The organism is Umezawaea endophytica (genome assembly GCF_025061645.1).
Taxonomy (GTDB): domain Bacteria; phylum Actinomycetota; class Actinomycetes; order Mycobacteriales; family Pseudonocardiaceae; genus Umezawaea; species Umezawaea endophytica.
The window spans coordinates 141,732-162,802 of record NZ_JANYMP010000018.1; the positions used below are offsets into that span (position 1 = coordinate 141,732).

Here is a 21,071-nt window from a genome sequence, read left to right on the forward strand (position 1 = left end):
CCCAAAATCCACCATGCGGAAACAACCTTCTGCCATCCGGATTCCCCCTACCTGGCGGTTGCCCCTCCCCCCTCCCGCCCCGACACTGAACCCGAACCCCCACCCTCCATCCAGATGCTCAGCCTCTGGGATTAACACCCGCGCAACCTGGATTTTCTTGTTCGATCAAGAGATCCTGTAGGTCCACGTGACCAGGGCCGCAGCGATGGGGATAGGCTGGCCGTGGCTGACTGAAAGCCCATCCGTACGCCCTGGCACACCCGCCAGTCGAGTATCGAGGAGACGTACCGTGACGGTTCGCGTAGGTGTCAATGGTTTCGGCCGCATCGGTCGCAACTTCTGGCGCGCCGTTCAGGCCAGTGGGCACGACATCGAGATCGTCGCGTTCAACGACCTCGGTGACGTCAAGACCATGGCTCACCTGCTCAAGTACGACAGCATCCTCGGGCGTCTCCCCTTCGACGTGGCGGTGAACGACGAGGGCATCGCGGTCGACGGCAAGACCATCAAGGCGCTGGCCGAGCGCGACCCCGGCAAGCTGCCGTGGAAGGACCTGGGCGTCGACGTGGTCGTCGAGTCCACCGGCTTCTTCACCGACGCCACCGTCGCGCGCAAGCACGTCGACGAGGGTGGCGCGAAGAAGGTCATCATCTCCGCTCCGGCGAAGAACGAAGACCTCACGATCGTGCTCGGTGCGAACGAGGACAAGTACGACGGCTCGCAGACCGTCATCTCCAACGCGTCGTGCACGACGAACTGCCTCGCGCCGCTGGCGAAGGTCCTGCACGACACCTTCACCATCGAGCGTGGCCTGATGACCACGATCCACGCGTACACGCAGGACCAGAACCTCCAGGACGCGCCGCACAGCGACCTGCGCCGCGCGCGCGCCGCCGCGTTGAACATCGTGCCGACCTCGACCGGTGCCGCGAAGGCCATCGGCCTGGTGCTCCCGGAGCTCAAGGGCAAGCTGGACGGCTACGCGCTGCGCGTGCCGATCCCCACCGGTTCCGCGACCGACCTGACCGTGACGCTGGGTCGCGAGACCACCGTCGAAGAGGTCAACGCCGCCTACAAGGCCGCCGCGGAAGGCGCGCTGAAGGGCTACCTGCGCTACAACACCGACCCGATCGTGTCCTCGGACATCGTGACGGACCCGGCGTCGTGCATCTTCGACGCGCCGCTGACCAAGGTCATCGGCGACCAGGTCAAGGTCGTCGGCTGGTACGACAACGAGTGGGGCTACTCCAACCGCCTCGTGGACCTCGTCAACCTCGTCGCCTCCAAGCTCTGAGGACCACGTGAAGACTCTTAGCGACCTGCTCGCCGAGGGTGTGTCGGGTCGGCGCGTCCTCGTGCGCGCCGACCTGAACGTCCCGCTCGACGGCGACAAGATCACCGACGACGGCCGCGTCCGCGCGTCGGTGCCGACGCTGAAGGCGTTGACCGAGGCGGGTGCCCGCGTCCTCGTGGCCGCTCACCTCGGGCGTCCGAAGGGCGAGCCGGACCCGAAGTTCTCCCTCGCGCCGGTCGTGGCGCGGCTGGGCGAGCTGCTCGGGGCGCCGGTGGAGATCGGCACCGAAGCCGGTGCCGAGGGCACCGTGGTGCTGCTGGAGAACATCCGCTTCGACGCCCGCGAGACCAGCAAGGTCGACGCGGAGCGCGAAGCCCTCGCCGACGAGCTGGCCGCGAAGGCCGACGCGTTCGTCTCCGACGGCTTCGGCGTCGTGCACCGCAAGCAGGCGTCGGTCTACGACGTGGCGAAGAAGCTGCCCGCCTACGCGGGTGGCCTCGTGCTGTCCGAGGTCGAGGTGCTGCACAAGCTCACCGAGGACCTCAAGCGCCCGTACGTCGTGGTGCTCGGCGGCGCGAAGGTGTCCGACAAGCTCGGCGTCATCGCGAACCTGCTGTCCAAGGTCGACCGCCTGCTCGTCGGCGGCGGCATGGCGTACACCTTCCTCAAGGCCCAGGGCCACGAGGTCGGCAACTCGCTGCTCCAGGCCGACCAGCTCGACCAGGTCCGCGGCTTCCTCGCCGAGGCGGAGGAGCGCGGCGTGGAGCTGGTGCTCCCGGTCGACGTGCTGGCCGCGACGAAGTTCGCGCCCGACGCCGAGTTCGAGGTCGTCTCCGCGACCGAGATCCCGGCCGACCGCGAGGGCCTGGACATCGGTCCGAAGACCCGCGAGCTGTTCGCGTCCAAGCTGGCCGACGCGGCCACCGTGTTCTGGAACGGCCCGATGGGCGTGTTCGAGTTCGAGGCCTTCGCCGGTGGCACGCGTGCCGTCGCCGAGGCGCTCGTCGCGAGCGACGCGTTCACCGTGGTCGGCGGCGGCGACTCGGCCGCGGCCGTGCGCGCGCTGGGCCTCCCCGAGGACGGCTTCTCGCACATCTCCACCGGTGGTGGGGCCTCCCTGGAGTTCCTTGAGGGCAAGGAACTCCCCGGCGTTTCCGTTTTGGAGCAGTGATGGCCTCCCGTCTGCCGCTGATCGCGGGCAACTGGAAGATGAACCTCAACCACCTCGAGGCCATCTCCCTGACGCAGAAGATCGCGTTCTCGCTGCCGGAGAAGTACTACGCCAAGGTCGAGGTGGCGGTGCTGCCGCCGTTCACCGACATCCGCAGCGTGCAGACGCTGACGGACGGCGACAAGCTGCTCCTCAAGTACGGCGCGCAGGACATCTCCGCGTTCGACTCCGGTGCCTACACCGGTGAGGTCTCGGGCGTGATGCTCGCCAAGCTCGGCTGCTCCTACGTCACCGTTGGCCACTCCGAGCGCCGCGAGTACCACAACGAGTCGGACGAGCTGGTCAACCGCAAGGTGAAGGCCGCGCTCAAGCACGGGATCACGCCGATCCTGTGCGTCGGCGAGCAACTGGACGTCCGCGAGGCGGGCAACCACGTGGCGCACTGCAACACCCAGCTCGTCGAGGGCCTCAAGGACCTCACCGGTGAGCAGGTCGCCAAGGTCGTCGTCGCCTACGAGCCCGTGTGGGCCATCGGCACCGGCCGCGTCGCCAGCTCCACCGACGCGCAGGAGGTCTGCGCGGCGATCCGCGTCCAGCTCGCCGAGAAGTACGGCGAGGAGGTCGCGGCCGTCGTGCGGGTGCTCTACGGCGGTTCGGTGAAGTCCGGCAACATCGGCGAGCTCATCGCGCAGAAGGACATCGACGGCGCACTCGTCGGCGGCGCGAGCCTCCAGGCGGACGAGTTCACCAAGCTGTGCGCGCTCGCCGCGGGCGGCCCACTACCCTGATCCCCAACATTCCCTTTTTCCACAGGGTGGGTCCACGTTCGGCAGTTGAACCGGTACTCTGTGGCGTCAACTGCCTGACAGCGAGGAAGAAATGATCCTGTTCCTTCAGATCCTTTTGATCGTCTCCAGCCTGCTGCTGATCCTGCTGGTGCTGCTTCACCGCGGCCGTGGTGGCGGTCTGTCCTCGCTGTTCGGTGGCGGCATGCAGTCGAGCCTGTCCGGCTCCAGCGTCGTGGAGAAGAACCTGGACCGCCTGACGCTGTTCGTCGGCGCGGTGTGGGTCATCGCCATCGTCGGGATCGGGCTGCTCATCAAGGTCAGCTGACCTCGGTCTATCAGGCGCAGGACAACCACGTGGTGGGGGTGTAAGGGTCGATGGCTGGTGGTAACGCGATTCGCGGTACCCGCGTCGGCGCAGGTCCGATGGGTGAATCGGAGCGCGGTGAGTCCGCGCCCCGGAATCGGGTCTCGTACTGGTGTGCGAACGGGCACGAGTCACGGCCGTCGTTCGCGATGGAGGCGGACATCCCCGAGGTCTGGGACTGCCCGCGCTGCGGGCTCCCGGCCGGCCGGGATGAGCAGGCCCCGCCTGCTCCTCCGCGCAACGAGCCGTACAAGACGCACCTGGCGTACGTGAAGGAACGGCGTTCCGACGCCGACGGCGAAGCGATCCTCCAGGAAGCGCTCACCAAGCTGCGCAAGCAGCGCGAAGTGCCGTAATTCGGACGACAACGCGAAGGCCCGCACCTTTCGAGGTGCGGGCCTTCGTCGTGTGTTAGGCCGAATGCGCGTGCATTCGCACGGGCGGTTCGGAATTCGGTTCCGCACCGAATTCGGTGCGAAACCGATCCACTAGTTCTTGGTGGGCACTCGCAGCGCGCTGAACTGGCGGCGCAGCATCGTCGCCCCGATCAGGACGAAGAACACCAGCACCACGAGCGTCGACGACGTCCCGCTGGTGCCGCTCGTCAACGACACGTCGACGTTGCCGACGAGCAGGATGTCGCACTGCGCCCGGATGACGTGGCGGCCGGGTTCGATCGTGCCGAACTCGACGGGCGAGCTGAACCGCCCGGAGCTGTCGGCCTTCGCCCTGCCGACGTTCTCGTCCTGCGAGCTGAGCCGCACCTCGGACCCCGGCGCGCACCCGGTACCGGTCGCGTTGAGCTGGTCGCCGGGCTGGATGTTGTCCTTGTCCAGCGTCAGGGCGCCGTCGGCGTCGAGCGCGTTCACCGTCGACTTCGTACTGCTGGTCGGCACCGATGAGGACGAACCGGGGTCCGTCGTGGTGGTCGTGGTCTCCGTCGTCGTGGTGGCGGTGGTCGTGGTCGTCACGACGGGACGTGTCGTCGTGGTCGTGACGACGGGCGGGGGCGGCGGGGTCGTCGTGGTGACCACCGGGGGAGGAGGGGTGGTCGTCGTGACGGGCGGCGGCGGGATGATCACCGTGAAGATGGTTCGGGGACCGTCGCAAGCGCTCTGCGCGACGATCGTGTGAGTGCCCGCCGACGCGCCCGCGGGCACGGTCACGCCCGTCGAACCCGACCTCGTCCTGCCGAACGAGCCGCTGCCGATCGGGGTCTGGTTGTCCCAGAGGACCGAAACGGTGTTGTCCTTGCAGGGGTACTGGAATCCGGTCCACGTCACCGTGACGCCGCTGCCGGGAGCACCCGAGCCGGGGGACGCCGTGACCGCGGGTGGCTGTTGCGCCACAGCGGGTGTGACAGCGAGCACGGTAACGGAGAGCACGGCCAAGCCGAGTACACCTAGTGTTCTGGTCGCCCGCATGGCCATCTCCTGAATGTGTCGCTGTCAGCGGCGCCGGAATGTAGCATCCGCCCGCAGAACGCCGTGCTGAACTCGAGGTGCATCGTGAGACGTTTGACCGGCGGTGCGGGTTTACTCCTGCTGTGCGGGATTTTCCTGGGAACGGTTCCGGCGGCCTCCGCCGCGCCCGGTGAGGTGACGGTCAACGCGACCGTCGACCGCAAGCCGGTCGGTGGCGCGGAGGAACTGGTGCTCGACCCGGCCAGGTCGATCCGCGTCGAGGTGACCGTCCACAACGGAACGGACGCGGATCGTAAAGTGAAGACCGTCCGGCTGTCCGGCACCGCGCTGGCGCTGACGTTCTTCGCCTACGACACAACGGTTCCGTTCGACGTGCCCGCGAAGGAGAGCGTCACCCGCGCGTTCCAACTCGACCTCGCGGACCTCGGCGGGCAGGCGACCGGCCTGCTGCCGACGGAGATCGAGGTGCTGGACGAGAACCGGGACGTGCTGGGGTCCGTGGAGACGACCGGTGACCTCCTGGGGTCGATGTGGTCGGTCTACGCGGTGTTCGGGCTGGGCGTGCTGCTGCTGACGATCTTCTCCTGGGCGGGCGCCCTGTTCGCGCTCGCGCGGCGCAGGCTGCCGGTGAACCGGTGGCAGCGCGCGATGCGCTTCCTGCCCGCGGGCATCGGCACCGGGCTGGTCGCGGTCATCTCGCTGTCCGTGCTGAAGCTGATGGCCCCCTCGCCCGCCGCCGAGATCCCGTTCATCGTCGGGTCGGCCGCCGCCGCGCTGCTGCTCGGCTACCTGACGCCGCACCCCGGTGACGGCGACGCGCCCCGCCCGTCCACCCCGGACGAGGAACGCCGGACCGACGACTTCACCACCATCAACTACGACGAGGCACCGTTGACCGAGCGCATCACCCGACCGCTCCCGCCCGGTGGTGTGGTGTGACCGTCGCCCCGAGCGTCGTCGCCGCGCTGCCGCAGTACCAGTTGGGTGAGCAGATCGGCCACGGTGGGATGGGCGTGGTGTACGCGGCCGTCCACCGGCCGCTCGGCCGTCCCGTCGCGATCAAGCGGCTCCCCGGTCTGCTGGCCGAGGACCGGAAGATGAGCGACCGCTTCGAGCACGAGGCCCGGCTGCTCGCCCGGCTCGACCACCCGCACATCGTGCCGGTCTACGACTACGTGCAGAACAACGGCGAGCACCTCCTGGTGATGGAGAAGCTCGACGGCGGGACGGTGTGGTCGAAGTTCAGCGAGGAGGGCCTGACCGCCGGGCAGGCGTGCGCCATCGGCCTCGCGACGCTGTCCGGTCTGCACGCCGCGCACGTCGCCGGGGTGCTGCACCTGGACGTGAAGCCGAAGAACCTGCTGTTCACGTCGTCCGGTGTCCTGAAGGTCGCCGACTTCGGCATCTCCCAGGTCGTCAGCGAGGGCGCCACCCTCATGACGCACGCGGGCCAGGTGCTCGGCACCCCCGCGTACATCGCGCCGGAACAGGCGCTCGGCAACCCGCTGACGCCGGCCGCCGACGTCTACGGCGCGGGCACCGTCCTCTACGAACTGCTCTCCGGCACGCTGCCGTACGAGAGCGGCGGTGGAGCGCTCGCCATGATCCAGCGGCACGTCTACCAGGAGCCCCGGCCGCTCGGCCCGTCCGTGCCCGCTCCGCTGGCCGAGGTCGTGATGCGCAGCCTGGCGCGCGAACCGAACGCCCGCTACCGCAACGCGGAGACGTTCGCGATCGACCTGGCGGGCGCCGCGGCCCAGGTGTTCGGCCCGGACTGGCTCACCCGGCTGGGGGTCCGCGTCCACCTGTCGCCCGCTGTCGCGACCGGCAGCACCCGCCCGTCGCTGCACCCGACGCAGCCGCGCGAGACGCTGGCGCTGAACCGGGTGCGCGGGACGGTGGTCGACGCCCCGCCGATCACCCGGATCGAGAACCAGACGCTCATCCCGGCCAGCACCGTGCTCGCCGGGGGCCCGCCCGCCCGCAAGACCCCGCGCTGGTTCGGCCTGGCGGGCGCGCTGACCGCGATCGTCATGCTGGCGCTGCCGTTCACCGTGACCGGCCGGGCCCTGCCCGTCCTGACCCGCGACCTGAGCAGGCCGGTGGTGCTGGAACTGCCCGCCGGACAGCCCGTCCAGCTCAAGCTGGTGGTCGCGGGCGTCACCCTCGCCAACGTCACCGGTGACCCCGTGACGGGCCTGGTCCTGCCGGGCGTGACGCGCTGGATCGTCGGCGGCGCGGCCACCGCCGAGGTGACGGGCGCGGACGGCACCCAGGAGTACCTGCTCAAGCCCCCGGCCAACCCGCTGCTCAGCATCATGGGTGTCGGCAGCGCCGTCGTGCTGCTGTTCACCCTCGCGTACCTGGAGTCGATCCTGCGCTCCCTGCGCCGCCGCCAGGCGGGCACCGGCGCGACCATCATCGCCGCCCCGCTCGGCTTCGGCCTCGGCGTCGCGGTCTGGCTGCTCCCCACCGTCCTGCTCCGCAACGAACCCGCACTGCTGCCCACGCTGGTGTGCGGCCTGCTCGGCGCGATCTCCGCCGTCTGCGTCGCCATCGCCACCCGGAGGGCCGCGGTGGCGTAGTGGGCCGAACCGGCTCGGCGGCCGGGGTTCCCGGCCGCCGAGCACTCGACTCACAACCAGGACGGCGGCCTGGTCGCGGACGTGGGTGCCCCTACCGCAGGGTCGGCAGGGTCATCTTCACGGTGAAGCCGCCGTCGTTCGTGGCTCCCGCCTCGAAGGTGCCGCTGAGCAGGTCCGCGCGTTCGCGCAGCCCCATCAGGCCGTGGCCGCCGCTGGGCAGGGCGGGTGACGACCGCGGCACGGGCGGTGGGCCGTTGAGGACCTCGACGCGCAGCTCGTCGTCGTCCAGGTCGACGCGCACGGTCACCATGGAGCCGTTGGCGTGCTTGCGGATGTTGGTCAGGGCCTCCTGCACCGTCCGGTACGCGGCGCCCGAGATGGACGCGGGCACCTCGGCCGAGCCGATCACCGTCAGCGTCACGGGCATGCCGGAGCCCGCGATCAACTGCGGCAGCTCCTCAACGCCGGGCTGGGGCGAGTCGTCGCCGCTGGTCGTGCGGAGCACGCTGACCAGTTGCCGCAGCTCGTCCAACGTCCTGGTGCTGAGCATCCGGATCGTGCCCGCGACCTGCTTCGCGTTCGGGTCGACCGCGGCCACCCGCAACGCGCCCGCCTGCATCGCGATGAGGCTGACCTGGTGCGACACGACGTCGTGCATCTCCCTGGCCAGCCGCGCGCGCTCGTCGGCGCGGATGGCGTGTGCGTGCAGCAAGCGTTCGCGCTCGCGGCTGACGGCCAGTTCCGCGATGCGGCTCGACAGCTCCTCCCGCGCGTGCGCCAGCAGCGCGATGGCGAGCGGCAGGCCCGCGACGAGGAAGCCGTAGATGGCGTTGTGGACGTGCTGCTGCCACTCGGCGGCGAGGAACTTGTCCGGCGGCCACCAGAAGAACCGGGCCGCCCACACCAGCGCCGCGCCGACCAGCGTCTGCCAGCCCAGCGCCTTGCGCCGGGCGACCGTGCCGAGCGCGATCATCGCGGCGAGTTCGGACCAGCCGACGAAGAACCCCGGCACGGTGAGCAGGAGCGTGAGGAACGGGAACCGGCGGCGCAGCACGAGCGCGGCCGCCGCGACCCCCGACAGCACGAGCGAGTACAGCTCCGCGTCGCGGTTCCAGCTATAGCCGAGCCACACGTCCGCCGCGCCGACCAGCACCGCGGCGACGTCCAGCAGGAACTGCCTGCGCCTGGTGAGCCACGCCCACCGCCCGCGAACCGGCTGCTCGACGGGCGCCGCGGGTATCGCGGGCACGTCGGCTCCCGGCCGTCTCCGCACCGCGTTGCCGACCAGGACCCGACCTCCAGAGTCACCCACTTGCCGATCCTCACCGTACTGCGCCGGTGTCACGGTTGGCATGGTCGCCCCTTCGCCCCGGCGCACCTGACGTGCCCCGTTACTGATGGAGACGAGTCGACCACAGGAATGGGACGTTCGACCGGCCAGAAGGTGACACAAATGTGCGGACGCACACGTCAAGCGCACAAACAGCGCACGCAGGACTCGACGAACACCCGCACGGCCACCCGCCGATCGGCGGCACGCCACACCACGGCCAGCTCCGACGGCGGCAACCCCACCACGGGCCGGTAGACCACGTCCTCGCGCTCCGCGACGTTGCCGGACGCGAGGAGGACCACGCCGAGCCCGGAGGCGACGGCCTCGAAGGTCTCGTCCGACGTCGCGGCCTCGGTCGCCACGCGGGCGGGCCGCGGCCGCTGCGCCTCCGCCAGCCAGAACGCCCGCAGCTCGCCGGAGGACGTCGGGAGCGCGACGAACGGCTCGTCCAGCAACTCCTCGAACGGGACCACCTCGGCGGCGGTCAGCCGGTGCGCGGACGGCAGCGCCACCCACCGGTCCTCGGTGCTGACCACCCGCCACGTCAGGTCGCCGCGGTCGGGCAGGGGGAGCCAGGCGATGGCCACGTCGACCTCGCCGCCGCCGACGCCCGCCGTCGGGTCGCTCCACGACACCTGCCGGAACCGCAGCCGCCACTCCGGCAGCAGCTCGCCCATCCGCGAGGTCACCGACGGGATCAGCCCCCGGCCGATCCTGGTCTGGAACCCGACGGTCAGCGTCGACTCCGCAGCTCCGACCTCCCGGCGCGCCTCGTCCCACTGCTCGATGATCGACCGCGCCCTCGGCAGCAGCGCCGCGCCCGCCGCGGTCAGCCGGACGGACCGCCGGTCGGGGTCGAACAGCCGCACCCGCAGCGACTTCTCCAGGCTCCGGATCTGCTTGCTCAGCGCGGGCTGCGACACGAAGAGGCGCTCGCCCGCCGCCCGAGTGAAGCTCAACTCCTCGGCGACCGCCACGAAGTACCGCAGATCGAGGACCCGCACATCCATAACCGCACGCTATAACAACGGATCTTGGACGTCAGCCGGTCCGCGACCGAGTATCACCGCATGGACTTCGGTGTTTTCGGCCTCAGCGCCAAGGCGGCCACCGGCCCGCACGCCACGACCCGGCTGGCCCGGCACGTCGAGCGGCTCGGCTACACCTCCTGGTGGGTCGGCGAGCACGTCGTGCTGCCCACCAACCACGAGTCGCCGCCGATGGCGCCCACGGACCCGATCCTGGACCCGTTGGTGCACCTGGCCTTCGTGGCCGCGGTGGCGGAACGGTTGGAGTTGGGGACGGGGATCGTGATCCTGCCCCAGCGCAATCCGCTGGTGCTGGCGAAGCAGGCGGCGAGCCTGGACGTGCTGAGCGGCGGGCGGTTGCACCTGGGGGTCGCGTCCGGGTACCTGGAGCCGGAGATGACCGCGGTCGGCGTCCCGATGGCGGACCGCGGCAGGCGCACGGACGAGTACATCGATGCCATGACCGCGCTGTGGCACGCGGAGAAGCCGGAGTACCACGGGAAGTACGTCGACTTCGCCGACGTCGACGCGTTCCCCCGTCCGGTGGGCGGTCCGCGGATCCTCATCGGCGGGCACAGCCCGGCCGCCTTCCGGCGGGCCGTGGCGCGGGGCCACGGCTGGATCGGCAACGGCAGCAGCCCGGCGGACCTCTCGGTCCACCTGGAGGGTTTGGCCAAGGCGGCGACCGAGGTCGAACGCCCCGCCGCGCTGGGACCGTTGGAGATCACCTTCATGCCCGTGGACCCGGTGGAGGTGACCGAGGACGACGCGAAGCGGTACCGCGATCTGGGGGTGGACCGGCTGCTGATCTACCCGCTGCCGCTGGAGGACCTGGACGACATCAGCGCCCTGCTGGAGCGCCAAGTCGAGGTGCTGCACCGGGTTCGTCCCTGATCGCTGGTCTTCGGCTATGGTCGAAAGCCGGATGATCAAGGGGGGACTTGATGTCGGAATTCGTGCTGAACAGGCGGCAGGCGTTGGTGGGGGTGGCGGCGGCCGTCGGCACCGCTCTGGTGGGGGCGCCCGCCGCCTCCGCTTCCGCTGAGGCGCCGGTGTTCACGCTCGGTGTGGCCAGTGGCGACCCGTTGCCCGACGGGGTCGTGCTGTGGACCCGGCTGATCGTGGAGGCGGACCGGGCGATTCCGGTGGGGTGGCAGGTCGCGGAGGACGAGCTGTTCCGCCGGGTGGTGCGCTCGGGTGTCGCGCTCGCCCGACCGGAACTGGCCCACTCGGTGCACGTGGACGTGCGCGGACTGCGCCCCGGCCGGGTGTACTTCTACCGGTTCCGCGCGGGCGCTGACCTGAGCCCGGTGGGGCGGACCAAGACCGCCGGGTGCGATGAGCGTTTGCGGCTGGGAGTGGTGAGCTGCCAGGACTTCCAGAACGGGTACTGGCCCGCCTACCTCGGACTGTCCGATGAGGACTTGGACGTGGTGCTGCACCTGGGCGACTACATCTACGAGAACGAGCCTGGGAGTGTGTTCGCGGATCGCGTGCACACAATGCCGGAAACTCCTGGGCTCGGTCAGTTGCGCACCCTGGCCGACTACCGGGCTCGGCACGCGCAGTACAAGAGCGATCCCGCGCTGCGGGCCGCGCACGCCGCCCATCCGTTCGTGTCCACTTGGGACGATCACGAGGTGGAGAGCAACTACGCGAACCTGGTGGACGAGGCGGATGACACCGGTGCGGCGCACCAGACTCCGGAGGAGTTCGCCGTTCAGCGGGCGGCCGGGTATCAGGCGTACTACGAGCACATGCCGATTCGGGCTACGTTGGTGCCTGGGTCCAGTGGGTTGCGGATCTATCGGCGGTTCGACTTCGGGTCGTTGGTTCGGGTGAACGTGCTGGATACGCGTCAGTATCGGACTGATCAGCCTGGTGGTTTTCCGAGTGACATCGGGTTGGAGGGGCCTGGGGTGGGTAACGTCTCGGGGACTTTGACCGGTGCTGAGCAGGAGGCTTGGTTGACTGCCGGGTTGGTGGAGTCGCCTGCGCGGTGGAATGTGGTTGCTCAGCAGGTGATGATGGCGCGTACTCGGTTGCCGAATCCGATTCCGCCGCATGTTCCGCCTACGGTGGTGAATCTTGATCAGTGGGATGGGTATCAGCCGCAGCGGGAGCGGTTGCTTCGGTTCGTTGCGGAGGCTGGGGTGGTTAATCCGGTGTTTCTTGCCGGGGATATTCACTCTACTTGGGTTAATGAGTTGAAGACTGATTTTGATGATGTGGCTGCGGCGCCGGTGGCTGCTGAGTTTGTTGGTACTTCTATTAGTTCTAGTTTTCCGGTGGCGTTTGATGGGCCGATCAAGGCGGCTAATCCTACGTTGAATCCGCATGTGCGGTATTTCGATGGGTTGAAGCACGGGTATTTGCGGTGTGAGGTTGACCGTGATCGGTGGCGTACGGATGTTCGGGTGGTGGATACGATTGATGTGCGGGAGGCGCCTGTTGCGACTGCGGCGTCTTTTGTGGTGGAGGCTGGTAGTTCGGTGATCCACCGGGTGTGAGGTCTGGCTGGGGGTGGGCCTGCGGGTCCGTTTGAGGTGGGCTCCCCCGACACCCCGCTCGCGCGATTGTTTCGATGCCCACGTCGGTTTGTCAAGGCGGGAAAGATGCCTTGACAAACCGACGTGGGCACGAAGGCGCTTCGGATCGGGGTGGCGGGGGAGGTGTGTGTCGGGTTGGTTGCGTGCGTTCGGTCCGGGGGCGTTGTGGGCCGGATTTGTGCGCGTTTGCCGTTGTGGGGCTGTTGGTTAGGCCGGTGCGGTGCCGTTGTGGCTGGTGCGTTGTGGGGCGGGTTCGGTGCCTGGGGTGGTGGGCACCGAACCTTTGAGTTACGTCGGTGGTGGGGTGAAGGTGTTGGGTACCTTGGCTGCGGCTGTGGTGTCCAGTAGCCAGAGGGTTTTGTATTGGCCGGTTGCGCCTGCTGCTGGCAACTGGACCTCGTTGGTGTCGGTCAGGGCTGTGGCCACGGCTTCGGCTTTTGCCTCGCCGGTGGTCATGAGCCACACCTCGTGGGCCCGGCGGATGGTCGGGAGTGTTAGTGAGATGCGGGTGGGTGGTGGTTTGGGGCAGTTGCGTACTGCTACCACCGGGTGCTGCTTTTCGTGTACGGCGGGGGAGTCGGGGAAGATTGAGGCCACATGGCCTTCTTCTCCTACGCCCAGTAGTAGTACGTCGAACTCCGGTGTTGAGCCGTTGCCAGTTGCGGTCAGCACGTTTGCGTAGGCCTCGGCTGCTGCGTCCGGGTTGTCGCCGAAGCGGCCGTCCGATGGTTCCATTGCGTGTACGCGTGCCGGGTTTACCGGGATGTGGTCTAGCAGTGCTGTGCGAGCTTGGGTTTCGTTGCGGTCGGGGTGGCCTGCCGGTAGGAAGCGCTCGTCACCCCAGTACAGGTCCACGTTGCTCCAGTCGACCGCGTCCAGGCCAGGCAGCGCTCGTAGGTGCTCCAGTACCGCTGTTCCGGTGCGGCCGCCGGTGAGTACTAGCGACGCGGTTCCCCGCGCTGCTTGTGCGTCGACCAATCGGGTTAGCAGGCGGGCGGCCGTGGCGGCGGCCAAGAGGTCGCCGTCACGGTGCACCACTACCTGGGGGTTGGTCACGAACCCGCCTTTGCCTTGGCTGGCTTCTTCGACGGTTTTGCTGCCGTGCCGTTCGCTGAGGGCTCGGCCTTGGCCTCTGCTTCTGCCTTTGCCGCTGCTTTGGCGGAGGCGGGGACCTTCGTTGCTGCGGGCTTGGGTGCTGGCTTGCGGGGTGCCGGCTTGGTGGTCGTGGCGCGGCCGCGGACGACCTTGCTCAGTGACTTCAAGGCCAGCTCGTAGACCTCGTCGGGGTCTAGGCGGCGCAGTTCTTCCGCGAGGCAGTCGCGGATGGAACGTCGTTGCAGTGCTACCCGGCGTTCCGGTTGGCCGGGCTGTACTAGCGTGCCCACGCGGCCGTCCGGGCGGGACAGTTCCACGCCGCCGGACTTGCGGTCGAGCGACACCAGGCAGATGCCCTCGCCGCGTACCGCCTTCGTGCGCTTGACGGGGATCTTCAAGCCGGAGGCCAGCCACGCCGCCAGCAGTTCGGTGGACGGGGAGTCCGCCTCGCCGCTGACCTCGGCGTCCAGGACCCGCTCGAACGGCGGCAGGTCCAGTGCGGAGGCGAGCATGGCCCGCCACAGCGTGAGCCGGGTCCACGCGAGGTCCGTGTCGCCCGGTGTGTAGGCGGTGCGGCGCTGTTCCAAGGCCTTGATCGGGTTCTTCTCGGCGGCGGCGTCGGTGATCCGTCGCTGGGCGAGCACGCCGATCGGGTCCTTCGCGGGCACCGCTGGTGCCTCGAAGGGCCACCACGCCACGACGGGGGTGTCCGGGAGCAGCAGCGGGACCACGCAGCTCGCGCCCTCGTCCGCCAGCTCGCCGTACAGGCGCAGCACGATGACCTCGCTGGCGCCCGCGTCACCGCCCACGCGGATCTGCGCGTCCAGGCGCGGGGACGCCTTGCGGGCGCCGCGCGCCACCACGATCACCCGGCACGGGTGCTCGCGGCTGGCGTCGTTGGCCGCTTCCACGGCCTCCTCGGTCTTCTCGCCGTCGTCGGTGACGATGACCAGCGTCAGCACGCGCCCGAGGGTGACGGCGCCACCCTCGTCGCGCAGCCGGACGAGCTTGCTGTTGATGCGTGAGGTGGTCGTCGACGGCAGGTCGATGATCACGGTCGCCTCCAGTTGCGCCCCGTGCGGGCGACCATCGCGTCGGCGGTCGGCGGGCCCCAGGTGCCCGCCTTGTACGGCTCCAGAGCGGGCTCGTCCTTCTTCGCCCAGTGCTCCAGGATCGGGTCGAGGATCTCCCAGGAGAGTTCGACCTCGTCGTTCTTCGGGAACAGCGACGGCTCGCCGAGGAGCACGTCGAGCAGCAGCCGCTCGTACGCCTCGGGCGAGGACTCGGTGAACGCGTGGCCGTAGCCGAAGTCCATCGTGACGTCGCGGACCTCCATCGTGTTGCCCGGCACCTTCGAGCCGAACCGGATGGTGACGCCCTCGTCCGGCTGCACCCGCACGACGAGCGCGTTCTGGCCCAGCTCCTCGGTCGCGGTGTCGTCGAACGGCAGGTGCGGCGCGCGCTTGAACACCACGGCCACCTCCGTCACGCGACGGCCCAGGCGCTTGCCGGTGCGCAGGTAGAACGGGACACCCGCCCAGCGCCGCGTGTTGACGCCGACGGTGATGGCGCCGAACGTCTCCGTCTTCGACTCGGGAGAGAAACCGCCCTCCTCCAGCAGACCGGGCACCTTCTGCCCGCCCTGCCAGCCGCCGGTGTACTGGCCGCGCGCGGACGTCTCGCCGTACGGCTGCACCGGCTTGGTGGCCGACAGGACCTTGACCTTCTCCGCCCGCAGGTCCGCCGGGGCGAAGGAGACGGGCTCCTCCATCGCGGTCAGCGCCAGCAACTGGAGCAGGTGGTTCTGGATCACGTCGCGGGTCGCGCCGATGCCGTCGTAGTACCCCGCGCGACCGCCGAGACCGATGTCCTCGGCCATGGTGATCTGCACGTGGTCGACGTAGTTCGCGTTCCAGATGGGTTCGTAGAGCTGGTTCGCGAAGCGCAGCGCCAGGATGTTCTGCACCGTCTCCTTGCCGAGGTAGTGGTCGATGCGGAACACCGACTCCTCGGGGAAGACGTCGTTCACGGTCTTGTTGAGCTGCTTCGCGCTCGTCAGGTCGTGGCCGAACGGCTTCTCGATGACGACGCGCCGCCACTGCGACGGGTTGTCACCGGGCGGCTTCGCCAGACCGGACCGCTTGAGCTGGTTGATCACCAGCGGGAACGCGCTCGGCGGCACCGAGAGGTAGAACGCGTGGTTGCCGCCCGTGCCCCGCTCGCGGTCCAGCTCGGCGACCGTCGCGGCCAGGTTGTCGAACGCCGCGTCGTCGTCGAAGCTGCCCTGCACGAACCGGATGCCCTCGGCCAACTGCTCCCACACGGCCTCCCGGAACGGGGTGCGCGCGTGCTCCTTCACGGCCTCGTGCACGACCTGCATGAAGTCCTGGTCGGCCCAGTCGCGGCGGGCGAAGCCGATGAGCGCGAAGCCCGGCGGCAGCAGGCCGCGGTTGGCCAGGTCGTAGATCGCGGGCATGAGCTTCTTGCGCGACAGGTCACCCGTCACACCGAAGATCACCAGGCCGCACGGCCCCGCGATGCGCGGGAGGCGCTTGTCGCGGGGGTCGCGCAGTGGGTTGCGCCACTTGGTCGACGTCGTCACGAACCGTCCTCCTGGATCGCTTCGACCAACTGCGCCAACCCGGCGACGCGGTCGGTGAGGTGCAGGCGCAGCACCGGACGGCGGCTCGCCAGCACCTGACCGTCACCCAGGGCCTGGGCGAGTTGCAGGACGCTGAGCGAGTACGGCCGGTCCGGGACCTCCAGGTCCACTTCGGACGCACCGGTGATCTGGAGGAAGACGCCGTTCTGGTGCCCGCCCTTGTGGTACTGGCCGGTCGAGTGCAGGAACCGCGGACCCCAGCCGAACGTGGTCTGGAGGTGCGACCTGCGCGCGATCTCGGGGCGCAGCAACGCGAACGACGCGTCGTCGAGCCGGTCGAGGTACGCCTGCACCGACACGTAGCCGTGGTCCGGCGCGGCGGCGACGAGCGCGGTGATCGCGTCCGCCACCGTCTTCACGTCCGTCGGCAGCCAGCCCTCGCTCGGGTAGACCTCGACCGGGCCGTCCACGAACGCGGGCGTGACCGGCGTCGAGGCCGGGGCGTCCAGCAGGGAGCGGGCGGCCTTCTTGGCGGCCTCCACGTCCGGCTGGTCGAACGGGTTGATGCCGAGCACCCGGCCGACGATCGCGGTCGCGTACTCCCACAGCAGGAACTGGGCGCCGAGCGAGCCCTCCACGGCCACCGACGACGACCCGGTGGCCGGGCCGATCGCGACGGTCGTGGTGTCGGAGCGCGCGTCGACGAAACCGGGCGCGCCCGGACCCTCGACCGCGACCGGCAGCAGGCCGGTGCCGTTCTTGCCGGTGGACTCGGCGATGAGCTGCTCGGCCCAGTCGGCGAAGCCCTTGATGCCGGAACCGCTGTCGGCGAAGACGACCTTCTCGGCGCCGTGCGCGTGCGCGGCGCCGAAGACGCCCGCCAGCACGATCGCCGGGTTTTCCGGCGAGTCGGTGGCCAGCAGCTTCGCCGCGTCCGCCGCCTGGTCGAGCAGGCCGCCGATGTCGGCGCCCGCGAGACCGGACGGCACGAGGCCGAACGCGGTGAGCGCCGAGTAGCGTCCGCCGACGTTCGGGTCGGCCAGGAACACCTTGCGGTAGCCCAGTTCCTTCGACAGCGACTCGAACGGCGAACCGGGGTCGGTCACCACGACGATGCGCGACGCGGCGTCGATGCCCGCGTCGGCGAACGCCTTGGCGAAGATCCGCCGGTGGCTGTCCGTCTCGACGGTGCCGCCGGACTTCGACGACACCACGATCACGGTGCGCTGGAGGTCGCCCGCGAGCGCGTCGGCCACCTGCGCCGGGTCCGTGGTGTCCAGCACGACGAGCGGGACGCCCGCCGTGCCGGTGATCACCTCGGGGGCCAGCGAGGAGCCGCCCATGCCCGCGAGCACGACCCGGTCGACACCCTCGGCGTGCAGCTCGCCGCGCAGCGCGACGATCTCGTCCACCAGGGGGCGGGACGTCTCGTGCAGCGTCGTCCACGACAGCCTGATGGCCGACTCGGACTCGGCCTCCGGACCCCACAGCGTGGCGTCCTTCGCGGTGAGCTTGCTCGCCACGCCGTCGGCGACCAGGTCGCCGACGATCGTGTCGACCTGGTCCTGGTTCGGCGTGCGGACGATCTCCACGGAGATCACGTCGGTCATGTGGAGGTTCAGCCCTTCGCCTTGTCGAGCTGGCCGGTCACGGTCTCCAGCAGCTCTTCCCAGGACTTCTCGAACTTCTCGACGCCCTCGGTCTCCAACGTGATGAACACGTCGTCGATGTCGATGCCCGCCTGCGCCAGCGCGTCGAAGACCTCCTGGGCCTCCTCGCCGCCGCCGGTGACGGTGTCGCCGACGATGTTGCCGTGGTCGGCCACCGCGTCGAGCGTCTTCTCCGGCATGGTGTTGACGACGTTCTCGACCACGAGCTCGTCCACGTACCGGGTGTCCGAGTAGGACGGGTCCTTCACGCCGGTCGACGCCCACAGCGGGCGCTGCGCCCGCGCGCCGGAGGCGACGAGGGCCTCCCAGCGCTCGCCCTCGAAGACCTCCTCGTACGCGGCGTACGCGAGGCGGGCGTTGGCGATGGCGGCCTGGCCGCGCAGCGCCTGCGCCTCGGGGGTGCCGAGCTTCTCGATCCGCTTGTCGATCTCGCTGTCCACACGGGACACGAAGAAGGAGGCGACGGAGTGGATGGTGGAGAGGTCGTGGCCGTTGGCCTTGGCCTGCTCCAGGCCCGCGATGAAGGCCTCCATCACGTGGCGGTAGCGCTCGGTGGAGAAGATCAGCGTCACGTTCACGCTGACGCCCTCGGCGAGCACCTTGGTGATGGCCGGGATGCCCTCGACGGTGGCGGGGATCTTCACCATCAGGTTGGGGCGGTCGACCGTCTTCCACAGGTCGAGCGCCTCGGCGACCGTGGCGTCGGTGTCGCCCGCGAGGCGCGGGTCGACCTCCAGGGACACGCGGCCGTCGACGCCGTTCGTCGACGCGTACACGTCGCGGAACAGGTCGCACGCCGTGCGCACGTCGGTGGTGGTGATCTCCTTGACGGTGGCCTCGGTGCTCGCGCCGCGCGCGGCCAGCTCCCGGACCTGCTCGTCGTAGGCCTCGCCCTTCGACAGGGCGCCCGCGAAGATCGTCGGGTTCGTGGTCACGCCGACCACGTTCTTGGTGGCGACCAGGTCGGCGAGGTTGCCGGACTTGAGCCGCTCGCGGGACAGGTCGTCCAGCCAGATGGAGACGCCCGCTTCGCTCAGCGCGACGAGGTTGGGGTTGCTCACTTGCTCTCCTCCACATTCCGCAGCGAGGTGCGAGCCGCGGCGACAACGTTCTCGGTGGTGAAACCGAATTCCTTGAACAACGTCTGGTAGTCGGCGGAAGCACCGAAGTGCTCGATCGAGACGATCTCGCCCGCGTCGCCGACGTAGCGGTACCAGGACTGGGCGATGCCCGCCTCGACCGCGACCCGCGCCTTGACGGACGGCGGGATGACACCGTCCCGGTAGGACTTGTCCTGCGCGTCGAACCACTCGAAGCACGGCAGGGACACGACGCGGGTGGGAACGCCGTCGGCCTCCAGGACCTTGGCCGCCTCGACGGCGATCTGGAGTTCGGAGCCGGTGCCGATCAGCACCAGTTCCGGCGTGCCACCGGACGCCTCGACCAGCACGTACCCGCCCTTCGACACGCCCTCGTAGGAGGTGCCCTCCAGGGTCGGCACGTTCTGCCTGGTCAGCGCGAGGCCCGCGGGGGCGGCGTTCTCCAGGATCGTGCGCCACGCGTACGCGGTCTCGTTCGCGTCGCCGGGGCGGACCACGGCCAGGCCGGGGATCGCGCGCAGCGCGGACAGGTGCTCGATCGGCTGGTGCGTCGGGCCGTCCTCGCCGAGGCCGATGGAGTCGTGCGTCCACACGTAGGTGACCGACGCCTCCATGATCGCCGCGAGCCGCACGGCCGGGCGCATGTAGTCGGAGAACACCATGAACGTGCCGCCGTACGGGCGGGTCGGGCCGTGCAGCGCGATGCCGTTGAGGATCGAGCCCATCGCGTGCTCGCGGACGCCGAAGTGCAGCGTGCGGCCGTACGGGTCGGTCTTCCACATGTCCGTGGAGATGCTCGCGGGCCCGAAGGACTTCTCGCCCTTGATCGAGGTCAGGTTGCTCTCCGCGAGGTCGGCGGAACCGCCCCACAGCTCGGGCAGCACACCCGCGACCGCGTTGATGACCTCACCGGAGGCCTTGCGGGTCGAGGTGCCCTTCGCGTCGACCGGGTAGGTCGGGAGCGAGTCGGTCCAGCCCTCGGGCAGCTTCTTCGCCACGAGCCGGTCCAGCAGCGCCTTGCGCTCCGGGTTGGCGGCGGCCCACGCGTCGAAGCCCTTCTGCCACTCCGCCTTCGCGTGCTCGCCGCGCTTGCCGACCTCGCGGGCGTGCGCCAGGACCTCGTCGGAGACCTCGAACGTCTGCTCCGGGTCGAAGCCCAGCGCGGACTTGACGGCCTTGACCTCGTCATCGCCCAGCGCCGCGCCGTGCGCCGCGCCGGTGTTCATCTTCTTCGGCGACGGGTAGCCGATGATCGTGCGCAGCAGGACGAACGACGGCCGGTCGGTCTCGGCCTTGGCGGCCTTGAGCGCGGCCTCGAGCGCCGTGACGTTCTCGCCGCCCTCGACGACCTGCACGTGCCAGCCGTACGCCTCGTACCGCTTCGCCGTGTCCTCGCCGAGCGCGATGGCGGTGTCGTCCTCGATGGAGATCTTGTTGTCGTCGTAGACGACCGTGAGGTTGCCGAGCTGCTGCGTGCCCGCGAGCGAGGACGCCTCGGACGTCACGCCCTCCTCGATGTCGCCGTCGGAGGCGATGACGAAGATGTCGTGGTCGAACGGGCTCTCGCCGGGCGCGGCGTCCGGGTCGAACAGGCCGCGCTCGCGGCGGGCGGCCATCGCCATGCCCACGGCGGACGCGAGGCCCTGGCCCAGCGGGCCGGTGGTGATCTCGACGCCGTTGGTGTGGCGGTACTCGGGGTGGCCGGGGGTCTTGGAACCCCAGGTGCGCAACGCCTTCAGGTCGTCCAGCTCCAGGCCGTACCCGGCCAGGAAGAGCTGGATGTACAGCGTCAGGCTGGAGTGGCCCGCGGACAGCACGAAGCGGTCGCGGCCGATCCAGTCGGCATCCGCGGGGTCGTGCCGCATGACGCGCTGGAACAGGGTGTACGCGAGGGGGGCAAGGCTCATGGCCGTGCCGGGGTGGCCGTTGCCGACCTTCTGCACGGCGTCGGCCGCGAGGACGCGCACCGTGTCCACCGCTCGCTTGTCCAGCTCGGTCCAGTCATCGGGCAGATGGGCCTCGGTCAACCGGGTGATGTCGTCGCTCACGGACACGGACACAGCTCCAC

General features: G+C 69.6%; 18 protein-coding genes. 9 read left to right on the forward strand and 9 right to left on the reverse strand.

The annotated features are described in order from the left end of the window. Positions 1 to 289: 289 nt before the first annotated feature. From gap to NZH93_RS31980, 5 genes are all read left to right on the forward strand, one after another. Positions 290 to 1,294, forward strand: a complete 1,005-nt coding sequence (gene gap / locus NZH93_RS31960; protein ID WP_259626982.1) for a type I glyceraldehyde-3-phosphate dehydrogenase — start codon at positions 290 to 292, stop codon at positions 1,292 to 1,294. Between the two features lie 7 nt (positions 1,295 to 1,301). Continuing rightward, on the forward strand, positions 1,302 to 2,465 hold the full coding sequence (locus tag NZH93_RS31965) for a phosphoglycerate kinase (RefSeq protein WP_259626983.1): 1,164 nt from the start codon (positions 1,302 to 1,304) through the stop codon (positions 2,463 to 2,465). Then, a complete protein-coding gene (gene tpiA, locus NZH93_RS31970) occupies positions 2,465 to 3,253 on the forward strand; it encodes a triose-phosphate isomerase (protein WP_259626984.1) in 789 nt (262 codons plus the stop codon). The genes NZH93_RS31965 and tpiA overlap by 1 nt, the downstream gene beginning before the upstream one ends. Positions 3,254 to 3,344: 91 nt before the next feature. Beyond that, entirely contained in the window at positions 3,345 to 3,578 is a 234-nt protein-coding gene (gene secG, locus NZH93_RS31975; protein ID WP_259626985.1) for a preprotein translocase subunit SecG, read from the forward strand. 50 nt (positions 3,579 to 3,628) lie between these two features. Further along, a complete protein-coding gene (locus NZH93_RS31980; RefSeq protein WP_106196854.1) occupies positions 3,629 to 3,973 on the forward strand; it encodes an RNA polymerase-binding protein RbpA in 345 nt (114 codons plus the stop codon). A 132-nt stretch (positions 3,974 to 4,105) separates the two neighbouring features. Here the strand turns inward: NZH93_RS31980 and NZH93_RS31985 are convergent, their stop codons facing one another. Beyond that, positions 4,106 to 4,987, reverse strand: a complete 882-nt coding sequence (locus NZH93_RS31985; RefSeq protein ID WP_259626986.1) for a hypothetical protein — start codon at positions 4,985 to 4,987, stop codon at positions 4,106 to 4,108. Between the two features lie 228 nt (positions 4,988 to 5,215). On the opposite strand from NZH93_RS31985, the gene NZH93_RS31990 reads away from it, so the two are divergent. Beyond that, positions 5,216 to 5,980 (forward strand): hypothetical protein, encoded by a 765-nt coding sequence (locus NZH93_RS31990; RefSeq protein ID WP_259626987.1) that lies wholly within the window; start codon positions 5,216 to 5,218, stop codon positions 5,978 to 5,980. Next, positions 5,977 to 7,626 (forward strand): serine/threonine-protein kinase, encoded by a 1,650-nt coding sequence (locus tag NZH93_RS31995; RefSeq protein WP_259626988.1) that lies wholly within the window; start codon positions 5,977 to 5,979, stop codon positions 7,624 to 7,626. The genes NZH93_RS31990 and NZH93_RS31995 overlap by 4 nt, the downstream gene beginning before the upstream one ends. Positions 7,627 to 7,717: 91 nt before the next feature. Here the strand turns inward: NZH93_RS31995 and NZH93_RS32000 are convergent, their stop codons facing one another. Both NZH93_RS32000 and NZH93_RS32005 read right to left on the reverse strand, forming a co-directional pair. Beyond that, on the reverse strand, positions 7,718 to 8,938 hold the full coding sequence (locus NZH93_RS32000) for a sensor histidine kinase (protein WP_259626989.1): 1,221 nt from the start codon (positions 8,936 to 8,938) through the stop codon (positions 7,718 to 7,720). 158 nt (positions 8,939 to 9,096) lie between these two features. Continuing rightward, complete coding sequence (locus NZH93_RS32005) at positions 9,097 to 9,969, reverse strand: LysR family transcriptional regulator (RefSeq protein ID WP_259626990.1); 873 nt, start codon at positions 9,967 to 9,969, stop codon at positions 9,097 to 9,099. Between the two features lie 60 nt (positions 9,970 to 10,029). Here NZH93_RS32005 and NZH93_RS32010 point away from each other — a divergent pair, with 60 nt between their 5' ends. Continuing rightward, the gene (locus NZH93_RS32010; RefSeq protein WP_259626991.1) at positions 10,030 to 10,881 is read left to right on the forward strand and encodes an LLM class F420-dependent oxidoreductase; all 852 of its coding nucleotides are present in this window, start codon (positions 10,030 to 10,032) and stop codon (positions 10,879 to 10,881) included. Between the two features lie 50 nt (positions 10,882 to 10,931). Continuing rightward, positions 10,932 to 12,497: an alkaline phosphatase D family protein gene (locus NZH93_RS32015; protein ID WP_259626992.1), complete on the forward strand. Its 1,566-nt coding sequence runs from the start codon at positions 10,932 to 10,934 to the stop codon at positions 12,495 to 12,497. A 327-nt stretch (positions 12,498 to 12,824) separates the two neighbouring features. Here the strand turns inward: NZH93_RS32015 and pgl are convergent, their stop codons facing one another. Genes pgl through tkt form a run of 6 tightly spaced genes read right to left on the reverse strand, consistent with a single transcriptional unit; the run spans position 12,825 to position 21,057 of the window. Continuing rightward, the gene (pgl, locus tag NZH93_RS32020) at positions 12,825 to 13,592 is read right to left on the reverse strand and encodes a 6-phosphogluconolactonase (RefSeq protein ID WP_259626993.1); all 768 of its coding nucleotides are present in this window, start codon (positions 13,590 to 13,592) and stop codon (positions 12,825 to 12,827) included. Beyond that, positions 13,589 to 14,686 (reverse strand): glucose-6-phosphate dehydrogenase assembly protein OpcA, encoded by a 1,098-nt coding sequence (gene opcA / locus NZH93_RS32025; RefSeq protein WP_259626994.1) that lies wholly within the window; start codon positions 14,684 to 14,686, stop codon positions 13,589 to 13,591. Before opcA ends, pgl begins: the two co-directional genes overlap by 4 nt. Beyond that, on the reverse strand, positions 14,683 to 16,233 hold the full coding sequence (gene zwf, locus NZH93_RS32030; protein WP_259626995.1) for a glucose-6-phosphate dehydrogenase: 1,551 nt from the start codon (positions 16,231 to 16,233) through the stop codon (positions 14,683 to 14,685). Before zwf ends, opcA begins: the two co-directional genes overlap by 4 nt. Then, positions 16,230 to 17,843 carry a phosphoglucose isomerase-related protein gene (locus NZH93_RS32035; RefSeq protein ID WP_259626996.1) on the reverse strand — a complete coding sequence of 538 codons (1,614 nt, stop codon included), beginning with the start codon at positions 17,841 to 17,843 and terminating at the stop codon, positions 16,230 to 16,232. Before NZH93_RS32035 ends, zwf begins: the two co-directional genes overlap by 4 nt. 8 nt (positions 17,844 to 17,851) lie before the next feature. Continuing rightward, entirely contained in the window at positions 17,852 to 18,964 is a 1,113-nt protein-coding gene (tal, locus tag NZH93_RS32040; RefSeq protein WP_259626997.1) for a transaldolase, read from the reverse strand. Then, positions 18,961 to 21,057 (reverse strand): transketolase, encoded by a 2,097-nt coding sequence (gene tkt, locus NZH93_RS32045; protein WP_259626998.1) that lies wholly within the window; start codon positions 21,055 to 21,057, stop codon positions 18,961 to 18,963. The genes tal and tkt overlap by 4 nt, the downstream gene beginning before the upstream one ends. Between the last annotated feature and the right edge of the window lie 14 nt (positions 21,058 to 21,071).